10 protein-coding genes are annotated in these 15,411 nt (G+C 47.0%); 4 read left to right on the forward strand and 6 right to left on the reverse strand.

Annotation, left to right across the window (positions count from 1 at the left end):
* Window positions 1-8: 8 nt before the first annotated feature.
* The 4 genes from K1Y79_RS28415 to K1Y79_RS28430 form a co-directional block, all read right to left on the reverse strand.
* A complete protein-coding gene (locus K1Y79_RS28415) occupies window positions 9-2,969 on the reverse strand; it encodes a SusC/RagA family TonB-linked outer membrane protein (RefSeq protein ID WP_220253619.1) in 2,961 nt (986 codons plus the stop codon).
* 411 nt (window positions 2,970-3,380) lie between these two features.
* On the reverse strand, window positions 3,381-5,288 hold the full coding sequence (locus K1Y79_RS28420) for a 7TM diverse intracellular signaling domain-containing protein (RefSeq protein ID WP_236059909.1): 1,908 nt from the start codon (window positions 5,286-5,288) through the stop codon (window positions 3,381-3,383).
* Window positions 5,289-5,309: 21 nt separating this feature from the next.
* Window positions 5,310-7,508, reverse strand: coding sequence for a B12-binding domain-containing radical SAM protein (locus K1Y79_RS28425; protein WP_220253621.1), 2,199 nt, complete (start codon window positions 7,506-7,508; stop codon window positions 5,310-5,312).
* A 54-nt stretch (window positions 7,509-7,562) separates the two neighbouring features.
* Complete coding sequence (locus K1Y79_RS28430) at window positions 7,563-8,159, reverse strand: Crp/Fnr family transcriptional regulator (protein WP_220253622.1); 597 nt, start codon at window positions 8,157-8,159, stop codon at window positions 7,563-7,565.
* Between the two features lie 111 nt (window positions 8,160-8,270).
* Here K1Y79_RS28430 and K1Y79_RS28435 point away from each other — a divergent pair, with 111 nt between their 5' ends.
* Together K1Y79_RS28435 and K1Y79_RS28440 are read left to right on the forward strand one after the other, a co-directional pair.
* A complete protein-coding gene (locus K1Y79_RS28435; RefSeq protein ID WP_220253623.1) occupies window positions 8,271-9,110 on the forward strand; it encodes a hypothetical protein in 840 nt (279 codons plus the stop codon).
* A 28-nt stretch (window positions 9,111-9,138) separates the two neighbouring features.
* Window positions 9,139-9,591, forward strand: coding sequence for a nuclear transport factor 2 family protein (locus K1Y79_RS28440; RefSeq protein ID WP_220253624.1), 453 nt, complete (start codon window positions 9,139-9,141; stop codon window positions 9,589-9,591).
* A 101-nt stretch (window positions 9,592-9,692) separates the two neighbouring features.
* Here the strand turns inward: K1Y79_RS28440 and K1Y79_RS28445 are convergent, their stop codons facing one another.
* Together K1Y79_RS28445 and K1Y79_RS28450 are read right to left on the reverse strand one after the other, a co-directional pair.
* Window positions 9,693-10,229 (reverse strand): hypothetical protein, encoded by a 537-nt coding sequence (locus tag K1Y79_RS28445; RefSeq protein ID WP_220253625.1) that lies wholly within the window; start codon window positions 10,227-10,229, stop codon window positions 9,693-9,695.
* Between the two features lie 920 nt (window positions 10,230-11,149).
* Entirely contained in the window at window positions 11,150-11,758 is a 609-nt protein-coding gene (locus K1Y79_RS28450; protein ID WP_220253626.1) for a hypothetical protein, read from the reverse strand.
* A gap of 152 nt (window positions 11,759-11,910) precedes the next feature.
* Here K1Y79_RS28450 and K1Y79_RS28455 point away from each other — a divergent pair, with 152 nt between their 5' ends.
* On the forward strand, window positions 11,911-12,591 hold the full coding sequence (locus K1Y79_RS28455) for a hypothetical protein (protein ID WP_220253627.1): 681 nt from the start codon (window positions 11,911-11,913) through the stop codon (window positions 12,589-12,591).
* Window positions 12,592-12,801: 210 nt separating this feature from the next.
* Window positions 12,802-15,249 (forward strand): DUF1963 domain-containing protein, encoded by a 2,448-nt coding sequence (locus K1Y79_RS28460; protein WP_236059912.1) that lies wholly within the window; start codon window positions 12,802-12,804, stop codon window positions 15,247-15,249.
* The last annotated feature ends 162 nt before the right edge of the window (window positions 15,250-15,411 follow it).

Raw genomic sequence — 15,411 nt, forward strand, 5'->3', positions numbered from 1 at the left:
TCAGACGTTTAGAATGACAGGTTTAAACCGAGCACAAAAGTTCTCGCTACAGGATAAGTACCGTAATCTATACCCAGCGTAACCCCATTGGCGGCATCTCCGGCATAGGCATTTACCTCCGGATCAAAACCCTTGTATTTAGTAATCGTGAACAGGTTCTGCGCTGTTGCATATACCATCAGTTTACTCAGGCGCAGGGCGCTCAGTGCATCCTGTGGCAGGTTGTATGACAGCGTCGCACTCTTCATACGCAGGAAGGAGCCGTTTTCTACAAAGCGGGAGGATGTACGTGAGTTTGTCACGTCTCCGTTGGTAGCTCTCGGAATGTCTGTTACCTGACCCGGCGTCTTCCAGCGGCGCAGTACTTCTGTTGACTGGTTCTTGCTATCGTACAAACCCTCTGTTTCCATACGGGAAGCGTTGAATACTTCATTACCCTGAGAGCCCTGCAGCAGGAAGGAGAAGTTCCAGTTCTTATAAGTTAAATTATTGTTCATACCATAGGTGAATGCAGGTTGTGCATTACCCAGGATAGTACGGTCGGTCGGAGTTACCTTTCCATCCTCGTTCACATCTTTGTAGATCAAATCGCCGGTTTCCGGGTCTACACCCTCAGATACATAACCATAGAAAGTACCTAATGGCAGTCCTTCTCTCAGGGTGATAATGTTATCCCTGTTTTCTACTGCGGCATAGTTATATACTTTGGCCAGTTCCAGTCTGGTGATGCGGTTACGGTTGAATGCAATATTGAAGTCAGTACTCCAGCGTAAGCCGTCTTTTTTGTCAAAGTTGACGGTAGATACGAGGAACTCCAGCCCTTTATTCTCCAGAGAACCGGAGTTACGCAGGATGTAATCGTAGTCTGCCGCACCAGGGAACTGTACTCGCAACAGCAAATCGTTAGTTCTTTTGATGTATGCATCAGCCGAGAAAGTAAGACGGGAATCAAACAAGCTGAGGTCAATACCCACGTTTGTCTGGGTAGTGGTCTCCCATCTCAGATCAGGGTTAGGCGCATACTCCGGCGGCGCAATACCAGGACCTGACAGCGGACTGGTAGGCGTCTGGCGTACAAAATTGTTCAAACCCAAAGAGGCATATGGACTCAGTCCTTCTACGTTACCATTCTGGCCCCAGCCTGCTCTCAGTTTCAGATCGCTGATTGCTTTCACTTCTCTCAGGAAAGGCTCTGCTGAAATACGCCAGCCGGCAGATACAGACGGGAAGTAGCCCCACTTGTGTTTCTTATCCAGCTTGGAAGAACCATCTGCGCGGAAATTCACCGTCAGCAGGTATTTGCTGTCATAGTTATACATCACGCGGGCCAGGTAAGACATCAGGAACCACTGGGATTCATAGGTGTCGCCAACAATCTGGTTAGCCGCATTCAGTGTCTTTACAGTTGGATCTGCCGGGAAGTCGCGGCCTGTCTGGTTGGTTACATCATAGTTGTTCTTCTGAGAGGTAACGCCTGCCAGCGCAGAGAGGTTATTCTTTTTCCAGCTCTTGTCATAGTTCAGCGTATTCTCCCATAACCAGGTCATGGTATTATAGCGCTGGGAATTGGCATAACCGTGGTCCAGGCGGCCCGGAGTGGTCATGATATAATCCAGGTAATAATCGTATTTGTGATTGGCATAATCTATACCGTAGTTGGTTCTGAACTTCAGATCTTTTGTGAAGTTGATATCCAGGGCTGCATTACCCAATACGCGGTTATCTTTGGTGCCCTGTGTAGGACCTTCAATAGCTGCCAGCGGGTTATCCCAACCGGATTTATAAGGATTCATGGTATAACGGCGGCGGCCTTCTGCATCTGTTTCATAGATGCCGATAATAGGCGGCGCATTCAATGCACCAAGAATTGCCGCGTTACGGCCTGCATTGGCATTATCCTTTACATCCTGCAGGTCTACGTTGGAGTAACTGATATTCGTGGTCAGTTTCATCCATGGCTTCAGCTGGTTATCCAGGTTGGCGCGGAATACCCGGCGGTTATACTGTGCCGGCTTTACCATACCATCATCTTTGGTGTAAGCGCCGGAGATGAAGTACTGGGACTTTTCACTACCACCGGAAGCAGATAACTGGTAGTTTTGGTTTTGACCCGTCTGGAATACTTCATCCAGCCAGTTGGTAGTAGTAGTCGGTGTAACTACATTGAACCCCATCTCACTCATCAGGTCATTGTACTGGTTTGGGTTCAGCACATTGATTTTCTTACCGATCTTAGACACACCATAGTAGGTATTGAAGTTGATCACGGCATCGCCGGAACGTCCTCTTTTGGTGGTGATCAGTACAACACCGTTAGACGCCCTGGCACCATAAATGGCTGCGCTGGATGCATCTTTAAGTACGGTAATGCTGGCAATATCATTGGTATTCAAGTCTCTTGTATCAGTGGTTGGCACACCATCGATCACATAAAGCGGTTCGTTACCTGCCTGTACGGAGGTAGCACCACGCACCCTTACGGAAAATGCAGCACCAGGCTTGCCCGATGGCTGCGTTACCTGTACACCCGCAGCTTTACCCTGAAGGGCGGCAGCTGTCTGCGTAATAGGCCGCTCAGTAATATCTCTGGTGTCAACTGCAACAACGGCGGTGGTTACGTCTTTCTTTTTCTGTGTACCATAACCGATTACCACTACCTCGCCCAGGTCTGTTTTGGTGTCAGACAGGGTAATGTTGATCTGCGTACGGCCACCTACTGCTACGTCCTGTGGTTCGTAACCTACATAAGATAACTCCAGTACCGCGTTGGCCGCTGCCTGGATCGTGAAATTACCGTCAGGCTGACTAGCAGTTCCTTTCGTTGTTCCCTTGATTTTGATGGATACGCCGGGAAGTGAATTACCCTGCTTGTCCTGTACGTGTCCCTTCACTGTGATGTCCTGCTGTGCCATAGCAAAACTCCACAGCGCCAACAGCAATGCTGTCAGAAATGTTCCCCTTTTTTTCATAATGTGACGCTACTTTGATTTACGGATAAGGATAATCCTTAGTATCAGTTTTGATGTTAAATAAACGCTGTAACCGGAAATGATGGAACCATATTCTCTATAACACATCAATTGTTTTCATAATCGCTCACATAACATGAATCTCCATTTCATAACGATACCCTGGCCTGTTCACCCACCAGGTTTCATATTGTAAAGATACGGGTACTTTCACAAACAACCATATAAATTATTTTCACAAAACACTGATTATTAGTGTCTTATAAGATTTTTGATACGCTTCAATACCATTCTGCTTTTCCGGCTGAAACCATTGATAGTGAAGCATCAGCGTCTTTCATAACGGATATATTATATAAGTGCCCTGATACGCTTCAATACCTTTCAAAAAAGATTACATTTCCTTTCATTTCACCCCGCCTCTCTTTCATCCAGTACCAGCAAACTCCACCCCTGCCCATTCGCCTGCTTCAATTCCTTCTTCCGCTCGTCCATCACTTTTAGTATCCGGGTGGCATATGACCAGCAGGTACTCTGCCTGATTTCCAGTATCTCTGACAGTTTATGCGAAGAAATCTTCCCCTTCGTGGAATATACCAGGAAAGTCATATAGAACGCCTTATTGATCGGGATACGGATATTCTGGTAGATCGTATATGCCGTAGCCGATTCCTCATATCCGCACTTACTGCAACGGCGGCTAAATGGCTGGTGACCGGCATAATAATGGTCATTGGAACATTTCCGGCAATGGAATGCCCCTGTCCACTTCAGATCTGCCAGGAACCGCAAACAGCTTTCCTTATCAGGATATATCTTGCTAAACTCTTCAAAATCAAGGGTGCTGGACATAGCCCTGGCTCTTGTTACCTTCTCGACGTTCGTCTGCAGCTGCCGGTTGTCCTGCTCCAGCAAGGCGTTCATCCGTGAGATCTCTGCTGCCTGCTCTTCCAGTAACGCATTGGTTTGCAGTAGTGTTTCATTCTGCGCTGCTATCACCTCCGCTTGCGCTGACAATTCCTTTGTACGCGCCTGCACCTGCGCCTCCAGTTCCCGGTTCTGGTTATCCTTCAGGCGTGCATTCTCTGTCATCTGACGGATCATCTGCCTATGCGCCTTGTCCCGCTTCTTCTTCAGCAGCCGCACCTTATCACCCACCGCAAATGACAGGAAGAACATCTCCAGGATAAAACAGAAACTCAGACTGTAATAGCTGATAATGCCGAAATTTAACCAGGTATACCCCAGCATAATGAAAAACTTCAGCATAAATCCTACAAACAGGAAGCTATACCCCAATACAAAGAAACGGGCAGGCCGGTATCCCCGCAACCAGATATGTATACCGGTATAAAAGGCCACCGACAGGGGTATAAGTTCGACAAACTTATAATTGAACCAGTAAGGATTAATCGAGATACAAGCCAGGAAATAGCCGCAGCGCAGCACTATCACTGACAGAATTAACTTATGTAATATGGGAGCCCTGGCCCGCACATGCAACAGACTATTGGTAAATAACAAGGCAAATATGCTCATGCTGAACAATGGCCAGGCAAATGCATACTGGTTCCAGGCGGGTGAACCAGGCCATAACCATTGATAAGCAATACCGTCGGCGCACATTTCATACAGCATCACGCTCAGGTTGTACAATACATAATAGAGGTATTGCCGCTGCCGCATGGCTATAAACATGATCAGGTTATAAAAGCTGAAAATGAAGATCATTCCGTAGAAGATCCCGAAAGTGAGGTATTCACTCAGTGCATAAGATACAAACCGGTCTATCGACCGCATTACAATAATGACGTCGGCGGTCTGCGCAGAACTGATCCTGAAGTAATACACCACCTCATCCCGGCGGTCATTGTCCAGTGTCAGTTCAAAGTTCTTGTGATGGAACCAGCGTTGTACAAAAGGATACCGGTCTCCCATCCTGACCTCCTGGTATACGCCGGAGGTGTCTGGCATATAAGCGGTAATGTCATCAATTGTCTGGTCGAAGAACTCCAGCAGGTAAAACCGTTGGGCATCCGGATTATGCCGGATCTTTACCCTGTACCATACCGGCTCGCCCAGGTGCTGATTCTGAGGCGTACTGACATCACTGGGCCGGAACCGTACAGATAAACTGTCACTGCTCACTTCCTGTATCGTCAGTGTACCCGGCAGATCTTCCAGGTATTCTATTTCCCGGTAGGTGAAAATGTGTTCCCGTAACGTGCTGTCAATCTGTACTGCCTGCTGCCCGTAGACAGCATGACCTGACAACCCTGCTGTCAGAAACAGCAGCAGGTATAGGGCTGTCAGTTGCATTCCCTTGCTGATTCTATTCATTCACAATTTCAAAAGTCCGAATTTATACAGCGAATTTACCGGCTTGTTATCCCAGAACAGCTCAAAATCCTCAAGGCCTGCCGCGTCATAACTATCCATTACTTCCTTCAGTGTATAAGTCTTCTGGTTGCGGATAGACAACTTTTCCAGCATATCCGCCAGCCACATGCCTTCCTCCTTATTCACGCTGATACTCGCTCTCTCCTTCCGGTTCTGGAACGTCAGGGACGTTACTTCCCAGGAATTTCCCTTCTTCGTTTTAGTTATAGTCTGTACTTCCGGCGTTTTACCCAGCCATACGATCTTACTGGTAGGCTTTGGCGTAGCATACTGGTCTTCCAGCAATGCCTTCTCTATATAATCAGGCGCTATCCTGGTCTTGGGTGTCTTGAAATCAAACCATTTCTGTAACGGATCGTCCAGACAGATGCCATGCATGTAATTCAGCAAAGATTTCTTCAATCCATAGGCAAATAACTCATGTTCCGCCCCCGTTTCGTCTACATGTACAATATCGTTATTGGCGAAAGCGCCCATGGCCTCGGTCTCTTTCCGCACATGATACTTTGCCGGGTCCTGCCCTACAGGGCTATGTGCCGTCATGGTAAACTGGTGCCAGAAGGCGGATTGCAGGATCCCTGTTTTAAACATCTGGCGCACCATTTCCAGGGAATCAATTGTCTCCTGCGCCGTCTGGGTCGGGAATCCATACATCAGGTAAGCATGTACCATGATGCCGGCATCGGTAAAGTTCCTGTTCACCTGCGCCACCTGCGCCACCGTAATACCCTTTTGTATCAGCTCCAGTAACCGGTCAGACGCTACTTCCAGTCCGCCGGAAACGGCAATGCAACCAGAAGCTTTCAGCAGCAGGCAAAGGTCTCTTGTAAAGCTCTTTTCAAAACGTACATTGGTCCACCAGCTGACGTTCAGTTTCCTTTTAAGGATTTCCAGGGCGAGTGCGCGCATCAGTGCGGGCGGTGCGGCTTCATCCACGAAGTGAAAACCGTTCTGACCTGTCTGGGCAATGATCTCTTCCATCCTGTCACATAACAGCTGTGCGGCGATGGGCTCGTACAACCGGATGTAATCCAGCGAAATATCACAGAAGGTACATTTTCCCCAATAACAGCCATGCGCCATCGTCAGCTTATTCCACCGGCCGTCGCTCCACATGCGGTGCATCGGGTTGACCACTTCTATGGCGGATATATAGCTGTCCAGCAGGAAGTCGCTGTAGTCGGGCGTACCCACCTGGGATTGTTTATAGTCAGTACAGCTTTTGTCATTCACATAGGTCACCTGCTCATCTACCATGGTGAAGGTGCGCTTCAGCTCATTCAGTTCCTTACGTCCTTCGATGTGAGCGACCAGGTTTTCCAATGGCGCTTCGCCGTCGTCGAGGGCGATGAAGTCATAAAACTCAAATACCCTGGTATCTGTGAGGGAGCGTAATTCAGTATTGGCGAATCCGCCGCCCATGGCAATCTTCACGCCCGGATAGTGGGCCTTGATCCATTGTCCGCAGCGAAGCGAAGTATACAGATTACCTGGAAAAGGTACTGATATCGCCACCAGTTTCGGCTGCACCGCCTCCATATGCCTGGATAACAGGTCAATAAGGATCCGGTCTATAAAGGTATATTCCCGTTGAAGGGCGGCATATAGTTCGTCGAAGCTGTTAGCAGAACGGGCCAGTTTCTCGGCATAACGGCTGAACCCGAAATGCTCATCCACACATTCCATGATCAGGTCTGACAGATCTTCCAGGTACATGGTAGCCAGGTGTTTGGCCTTATCCTGGTTGCCCATGGAGCCAAAAGCCCAGTCAAGATCTTCCAGCTGCGCAAAACGGCTGGCTTCCGGAAGAAAATCACGTTTGCAGATACGGTGAGCAAGCGTAGGATTCTTTCCCTGCAGGAAAAGGATGACATCGTCAATTGTTTCAATATAATCGTCCTGCAAAGCGATGATACGGGCAATATTCTCTGAATGTGCAGCGGCCTGGCTGTTGACCAGGTTAAATAGTTCCTGCAGGCCCTGTTTGCTGAACAGCGCCAGGGTTACCTCTATGCCGAGGTCTGACTGGAAAGAGGTAATACCTTTGGTATTTAAAAAGCCTTTCAGGTAAGCTGTTGCCGGATAGGGCGTATTCAGCTGAGTGAAAGGCGGTGTAATCAGGAAAACAGAAGCACCCAAATCAATCTAATTTGGGTGCAAAATTATCAATAAATAACCGAAGGAGGCAAATTATCAAGGGTAACCGGCTCGGGAGTTGCTGCCAGACAGCTGTTTCCTGATCCTGCTGAGCGAAGATTGCGTAATGCCCAGGTAGGATGCCAGGTAAGATAATGGGATCCGATTTACCATACCAGGGTACTTTTCCATGAACATCGTATACCGTGTCGTGGCGTCTTCTGATACCATTGGAGAAATCCTGTTCACTTTACTTAACAGCGCCCGCTCCCGGATCTTTCCCAGTATACGGTCCCAGTCTACGATCGTTGCTGACAACATCTGCAACACATCATATGTAAAAATGATCATCTCACAATCTGTTACGGCTTGTACGTACTCAGTAGATGCGGTCTTCGCCTCAAAGTTGAAGATGTCAACAATCATATTGCGCTCTTCCATGAAGTACTTGGTTATCTCTTCCCCTTTGTTGTTGAAATAACATACGCGCATAATCCCTGAGCGCATAAATCCTATTTCCCTGGGTACCCTGCCCGCCTGGGAGAAATAATCCTCTTTTTTAATCGTCTTCTCAAAGACATGATCCCTGATCAGCTCCATCTGTTGCTGATTCAGTTGTCCGAATTGCAGTAAGAAGTTAAACAGCTCCTCCATGTGATGATTTTACCGGTATTGATTGACCACAAAGATACATCATCCACTTCCTGCTGACATTTGCCATTTGGCAAATAACATTTGAATATCTTTACAGCCGAAATGTAACCTATGAAACACCATTTACTATCCTTGCTGCTACTTGCAGCAACCCCGGTCATGGCGCAATTGCGCGGGAATGTAGAGTATAACTTATGGGCGCCCCAGAAAGGCGACACCCTGATGATCTTCGCCGAGAAAGCCTATATCAGGCAAACACCATCTGCCAAAGGTACGATCCTGGATTCACTGACTACAGGCAACACCGTTATAGCAGCAAAACTGAATGAAACTGAGCTGACTATGAAAGGTATTTCCGCACCCTGGTGGCAGGTGAAGTACAAAGCAGGCGGCAAACAGAAAGAAGGCTATGTATGGCTCGGACTGATGTCATTAGGCAAGTATACCAAAGATACCGTCCAGTTCATCTACGGCATTGATAAAGTAATACCAGGCGCTTTCAAAGAAGCAGAGCCCCGGTATGTGGTACAACTTAAAGCGTTGAATACCAAACATAACGTGATTGACAAAAAAGAACTGGCCGTTGACGGCGGACAATACGCTATCTCCTCAGAAGCAAAACTGCTGGGCCATCTCGGACTTGACAAAGTGAATACGATCGTCCGCCTGTATTTCAGTGGTGAAGCCTGTGGTATTCCCAACAACTACTATTACTTTGCCTGGACAGGTAACAAGCTGGTTCCGCTTCCTGAAAAAACAACCATGTTCGACGCAGGCGCTGTCAGTCATGATGAAGTGCTGCTGTTTCCAAAAGAACCCGGCGGACAAGCAGGCAAGATCATCCGCGTCACAACGGATGAAGAATTTGGTGAAGATGGAGAAACAGTGGTGAACAAGAAAACTAAACGCGAAATATATAACTGGGATGGTGAAAAGGTGGTCAAACAGTAGCTTATAATCAGTAAATTCAGGTAAAAAAATGAGAATACTCTCCTGCCTGTTCCTCCTGATAATAACTGCATTCACCGCATCTGCACAAACCACTGAAGACAGCGTGAAAAAAGCTGTTAATCACCTTTTCAGCGCAATGCAGCAATCAGATAGTACTGCACTGATGCAGAGCTTTGCTCCTGGCGCTGTACTGCAAACCGTTACAAAAGATAAACAGGGTGTTGTGGCTGTCAGAACAGAAGCGATCAGCGACTTTGCCGGTCATATCAGCAAATTGCCGAAGCAGGCCGTAGATGAAAAGATCACGTTTGATGTTGTAAAAATAAACGGAGATCTTGCTATCGCCTGGACGCCCTACAAATTGTATTTTAAAGAGCAGTTTGTACACTGTGGAGTGAACTCGTTTCAACTCGTGCGACTGTCTGAAGGATGGAAAATCCAGTATCTCATAGATACCCGCACCACGACAGGTTGCGAGTAAATAAACAGCCCGGCGCTGCTGCTCATAAAGCAGCAGAAACGTCGGGCTCTTTTCTTTTATGGCGTTCCATGCCATGTATTACTCAGTATACTGCTATTACCTTACCGCTCCCTCAGCATCGCCATCACCTTCCAGAGATGTTCGCACTGATCCAACCCTTTTACCGGCGACAAATCCAACATGGACACCCTGATATGATTCAATGCTGCCAGATCCGGCAGCGTACCTGCCGGTAATACCGCCAGACAAGCAAGGGCAGTTTTTAGTATCGCCGCTTTGACCCTGAGACTATGAGGCGAATACCTGGCCGGATGAAGATGTATATACCTGCCAGGTTCCACACCCGGCAAAAGTATCCAGCACGAGGTATCCGAAAGTGTAAATTGTGCATAGCCGCCCTGTAACGCTAGCCAGGCTAGATAATCTGCCTCTCCGGCGACGCCGGCAGCCCGTAGGAACGCAATTGTTTCTTCACCAATAGCAGGCACATCCAGTTGGCCATAGTAAATATCCATCTGGGAGTTGCCCAGTATTTTCAGCCTGTCTGGCAGCGCTGCCGGCGTCAGCCCGGCCAGTTGCCGGAGAATAAAGCCCCGGTGATGTTTCAGGGCGTTAAAAAGGATATTGTCAGCATTCATCTGCAGGCCTGCCAGGATTTATTGGAAATAAAGAAAACGCCACCATACAGGCGACGCAACTCCGAATATACAAATAAATACATATCTGTTAGACATTGCTTCTTTGGAAGGTATCCGAAATTGCACGGCGCTGCCGCTTATTTATGAGCAAAGGCCCGTCGTATGTCAGCCAACCAGATTATCAGCCTTTATATTCCCCTGGACGCTACATGGGTTAAATAAGGGCCAATGTTTCATATCAACTCATCACTAAGAGGTCACTAAGAGGTCACCTCAATATCCCGGGGATATTGAAGTGACCTCTTAGTGACCTCTTAGTGACCCGAAAGCATAAAAGACAGACCCTGTTCCGACCGATGCCGGTCAGTTAAATAGGATGACTGTAATAGTGTTAGGAGTGCTCTTTGTGAATGACGCAATGGTGGTTTGACGGATAGCGGGTATGCCGGGAAGATAAGTAGCTGACCGGAAACGGATGGGACGGCTCGAAAAAGCGCATATTTGCGGCCTCCCAGAAATATAAGTCCTTCATAATTAGGCCATAACGGGGACAAAGTCAGATTCTGAAGCAATGACTGTTTCAAAATAGTATTCCTTGCCCCCAGCCTATGGTCATGAACATGTTATCTGAACCTGCAGACTACCGGGGTAGCTGTTACAACGGTGTTGCCGTTCATTTATATTGGTGGGGGAATGGCTGGATGTGCGTCGTGAAGTGTAACACTGATATGTGGCCAGTGTTCAATGTTGTGATATTGTCTATAGAAAAGTAGATAATATTCCTGATATAAGAAAATTTATTTCCAGTAATCACCAGGTACGGCCGCCACAGATCAATGCGTCAGGGATACTTCTGCAATAACTATTCAGACAGTTCCCGGAGGCATTGATCTGCAAACCGTTGGCCGGCAAATAGCGGTTTAGAAATTAAATATACCGGTGAGACCGCCAATATGTGGCTTGTGGGCACTCATTCCCTTCATGTAGAAGGTATTGATTTCAATGTTGTGCCGCTTTTTCGCACCTACGGCAATACGTATACCGATATTACCTGCAGGTCCGGTAGTGGTTTCGGTATGAGATTCACTTTCATAATAGCGACCCTCAAAGAAGTAAGATTCGTATACCGTCGTACCCACGTGTACCCCATAGCCTGCGCCCACAAAGAATCCTACCCTGCTTTTATTACCTGCTGAAGAACCTGCGCCGAAGTTAAAATTCACCATCAGGGGCGCGTTCAACATAAAACCAAGCGACGTTTCTTCATAATAGTCCTCGTAGCCGTCGAACACGTAGTAAGCAGACCCATTTACACCGACATTCAGTGGAATACCGACAGAGACAGATGTATTTGCTGTTTCTGCAAAGCTGAAACGGGGAGAGTAAGTTAGTACAGTACTGGCTTTCGTAGTAGTCCTATCCGACCCGTCGATAAAAACGCCGGTTCCTACTCCGTGAATAAAGCGCTGCGCGTGTGTGACTGTGATGCCAGTCAGGCAGAAAGCGGCTAACAAAAAGAATTTTTTCATAGTAAGGGATTGAATATTAGGTTTTAAATCCATGATCAAAGATAATACGGGTATTCTATAACCGGAAATAAGTCTATGAAAATAAATACACAAGGTAGCTTTTTGATTATCATCAAAAGTTAGGCACCTTTGCCACCGAAATATCCTATGAAATGAATTATCAGATTATCCTGGATGAACAGATGTTACGCTCATTCATCAATTGGTTACCCGACCTGCAGGAAGGTGAAGCTTATTATGTATCGCTGCTGGCAAGAAGTAAATATACCGACGCCATTAAGTCAGACAAGCAGCAGTTAAAACGCTTCACCAGTAGAAAAGAAGACCTGTATACCAAGATACTTCAGCTGGAATGCCCCTATGGCGCATATACCCATAAAGGGGCACCGGTACCGCAGGAAGCCCTTGCTATCTACATCACACCTAATCCGAGAAGTCTTTACAATGCCATGTTCGGTGGACTCACCACCCTGGCTAAGTGTATCCAGCAACAGCAACGGCATGTGAACCCGCACCAGGAAGTAATGAGTGAAATTCAGCGTAGTAAAAGCAGGAGTTGTTTTGTAGACTTTGACTTCGATCATAAGTCAGCAGGATTTGCAGCGACCCTGAAAGAACAGATCTATGCATGTACCGGCCCTTCTGCCAGGGTGCAGTTAATTGAGACCCGCGGCGGGTTTCACGTATTGATCGATCCTGTTAGTATTGACGAGGCTTTCCGTAAAAGCTGGTTTCAGCGCACTGCGCAGTTGCCATATGTCGATCAGACAGGCGATCTGTTGATACCAATACCAGGATGTACGCAGGGTGGGTTCATACCGGTGATGCTTTAACGGATAATGTTTAACCAACATAGCGGCATCCCTTGGCATCATACCAGTCATAGGGAAAGCATGGTTATTGCATACCGTGTGTAAGTTTATAATAGCGCTATACGCCCTGACTTGAATAAGTAGCCGCCTGTAACTAATTCTTCCTTTCTATTTCCTGATTATACTGATATATTTGCCAACAGTTGTTAACTTAAAACCCATGTGAACAAAATGCAGGCAGCATCCACAAAAACCTTCAGTGTAACCTTCCCCGATATGTATGATAAAGTGCAGATTGCCTGGGAAAGTATTAAAGGTGAACAGGTAAAAGACAATGAATATGTATCATTTGTTACCCTCGGACTGAACGAAGTCAGTTTCTATGACCAATACCCCGGTAACGATCTGATAGCCCGCTTCAAAGCCAGTTGTATGGAACAGCGGGGTGAAGTGACTTTAATCAATGATAAGACACTTCCTGTAGCAGGACAAACCGCCTATGTGCGGACCGCTAAAGCTGATATCGGGTTCTTCTACTATTTTGGTTTTGTACAGATCAGTAATGAATACTGCTATACGATGATTGGCGATTGTGATGTGGAAGACAGCGCCACTTACGAACCCCTGTTTGACGATATCTGGCAAAGTCTTCAATACTTCGGGAATCCTGCGCAGGAGCTCACCAAACAGAAAGCAGAAATTGACGCTATATTCTCCCGGTACGACACTTCGGAGGACGAACCACCAGAATCAAAGCTGGAAGTTGAACCATTCTCTGTTCCGGAAGACGGGCAGGAATACTGGGAAATGGCCGGACTGCCATTCCAGTTATTACCCGTGAAAGATGTATACATCTCCGACGGCGATGGTGCATTGTATGTCAAACTGGAAGCAATGGTTGAAGATTACAGTGATGAAAAATACGGTCATATCCTGAATGACTACGAAGACGGGAAAATATACATGCAGTTCTACTTTAAGAAGATATACCAGGCAGGCATACCTACAGGTGTGTTTACCTTTGAAGATGAAAGAGATAGTTCCTACCTCTCGTATCTGTGGAAAGGCGGGTTTGAATATACCATGAACTTCAGTGGAGAAGCGACTTTAAAAGAGGGTTGGCTGGGCATTAATGGCCAGTTTGCCGACAATCCCGTAAGAATAGCAGTTAAACTGCCGGTACAGGAGCTTGACTGGACGAAATACCGTTTCCTGCATACCGATGAACTGGAAACAGCCCCTGCAGACATTGTACATCATCTGCAACTGACTGATCCCTATCCGGCCATCCTACAGGAAGTATTACACCCGCTCACGCAGCTGGAATCGCTGAATATAGACTACAATAGTAACAATAAACATGCGGCTGATCTCCGCGAAGTGCCCAAAGCCATAAAGCGGTTTAAAGCGCTGAAATCGCTTACCCTGAGAGGGATCAGCGGCGTAGATAGTCTGCCGCAATGGATAGGTGATCTCAAGGAACTGGAAACGTTACACATCAACGGCAGCAGCATCGAAGGTATACATCCTTACGTGTTCCAGTTACCCAAACTGAAGTACTGTTACCTTTCTCATAACCAGTTACAGTCCATCTCTCCACAGGCTGCAAATGCCCTGGAAACGCTGATTCTTGATAATAACAAGTTCACATCCATACCGGATGTACTCATCAGAATGAAGTCATTGAAGCGGCTGAACATTGAAGATAATCCGCTTACCAGTCTGCCGGCAGGACTGGAAAAGATCGATGAGCTGATATTGGAGCTGGAGAAGAAAATGACGTTGCTGGATTACAGTTATAAAGGAGCAGACGGACAGGGTACAGTGGCCTATGATGACTCGTTATTCTTTTCAGCTAATGATCCTGCACTCGCTACGAAGCTGGAAGAGGCGGTCAAGGCACAGGGGCTGGAAGAATATCTTTCCGGACTTTCCCGGCTGGGTAGAAAAGCGGTAGCCCTGGCTACGACAGAAGAAGATGATTACGCCACACCCGGTAATATCCGTTTCGGCGGACTACCAGATCTGCCTGCGGACATCCCCTATCCTTACTTTAAAGCGTATAACGGAGAGCAGAAAGCAATGCAGTTCCTAGCACAGATCAATTGTGCCAACATTGCACACCTGCAGGACTATCTGCCGCGTACAGGCATGCTGTATTTCTTTATAGAGGACCAGGAGGACCTGAACCCCAAAGTGATCTATTACAACGGCGAAGCATCGGCATTACAACCGGGTAATACGCTCAATATCACAGAAGAGGATGTTTACGATGAGAGAGGGTTGTACACGCCGTTTAAAGCAGTGGCAGAGAGCTATCCGGATGTGCCTTCCTTTTATAATGCGCGGGATTACTATAAAGGTGTTTCCCCGGAACTGTCAGCACTGGAAGAGATGGATAATGAGACAGAGGCACTTAAAGACGCAGTGAAGCCTGCTACGGAGCCAGTTCACAGCATTAACAGTTATGTATTCAAACAACATGATACGCCTGAAAAAGAGGCCGTACATGCCCTCAGAGGCAAACCTGAAGACTGGATGGTATTATTGCGGGTAAGCAGTGATAATAATACCGGGTTCTCTTTCTGGGATGCCGGAGAGATATACTTTGTAATACACAAGAGCGACCTGGCAAAGGCAAACTTTTCCAATATATACGCAGGACTCGAAAGCAGTTGATATATAGGCGCTGTAATAATAAAAGAAGGGGCAGTATCAAAGATAATCGAACGTCTTCAGAATGGCTTAAATGAATACCTGATCCAATCGGGTACCCGAATAAAATGAGGCTGCTCAATACTTTTGAGACAGCCTCATTTCTTTATGCGGTTATTTTATATA

The organism is Chitinophaga rhizophila (genome assembly GCF_019492185.1).
Classification (GTDB): domain Bacteria; phylum Bacteroidota; class Bacteroidia; order Chitinophagales; family Chitinophagaceae; genus Chitinophaga; species Chitinophaga rhizophila.

What these genes read in the sequence shown, in the direction of transcription:
- K1Y79_RS28415 (WP_220253619.1), bottom strand. Translation starts at nt 2,969, where the DNA reads ATGAAAAAAAGGGGAACATTTCTGACAGCATTGCTGTTGGCGCTGTGG.
- K1Y79_RS28420 (WP_236059909.1), bottom strand. Translation starts at nt 5,288, where the DNA reads ATGCAACTGACAGCCCTATACCTGCTGCTGTTTCTGACAGCAGGGTTG.
- K1Y79_RS28430 (WP_220253622.1), bottom strand. Translation starts at nt 8,159, where the DNA reads ATGGAGGAGCTGTTTAACTTCTTACTGCAATTCGGACAACTGAATCAG.
- K1Y79_RS28435 (WP_220253623.1), top strand. Translation starts at nt 8,271, where the DNA reads ATGAAACACCATTTACTATCCTTGCTGCTACTTGCAGCAACCCCGGTC.
- K1Y79_RS28440 (WP_220253624.1), top strand. Translation starts at nt 9,139, where the DNA reads ATGAGAATACTCTCCTGCCTGTTCCTCCTGATAATAACTGCATTCACC.
- K1Y79_RS28445 (WP_220253625.1), bottom strand. Translation starts at nt 10,229, where the DNA reads ATGAATGCTGACAATATCCTTTTTAACGCCCTGAAACATCACCGGGGC.
- K1Y79_RS28450 (WP_220253626.1), bottom strand. Translation starts at nt 11,758, where the DNA reads ATGAAAAAATTCTTTTTGTTAGCCGCTTTCTGCCTGACTGGCATCACA.
- K1Y79_RS28455 (WP_220253627.1), top strand. Translation starts at nt 11,911, where the DNA reads ATGAATTATCAGATTATCCTGGATGAACAGATGTTACGCTCATTCATC.
- K1Y79_RS28460 (WP_236059912.1), top strand. Translation starts at nt 12,802, where the DNA reads ATGCAGGCAGCATCCACAAAAACCTTCAGTGTAACCTTCCCCGATATG.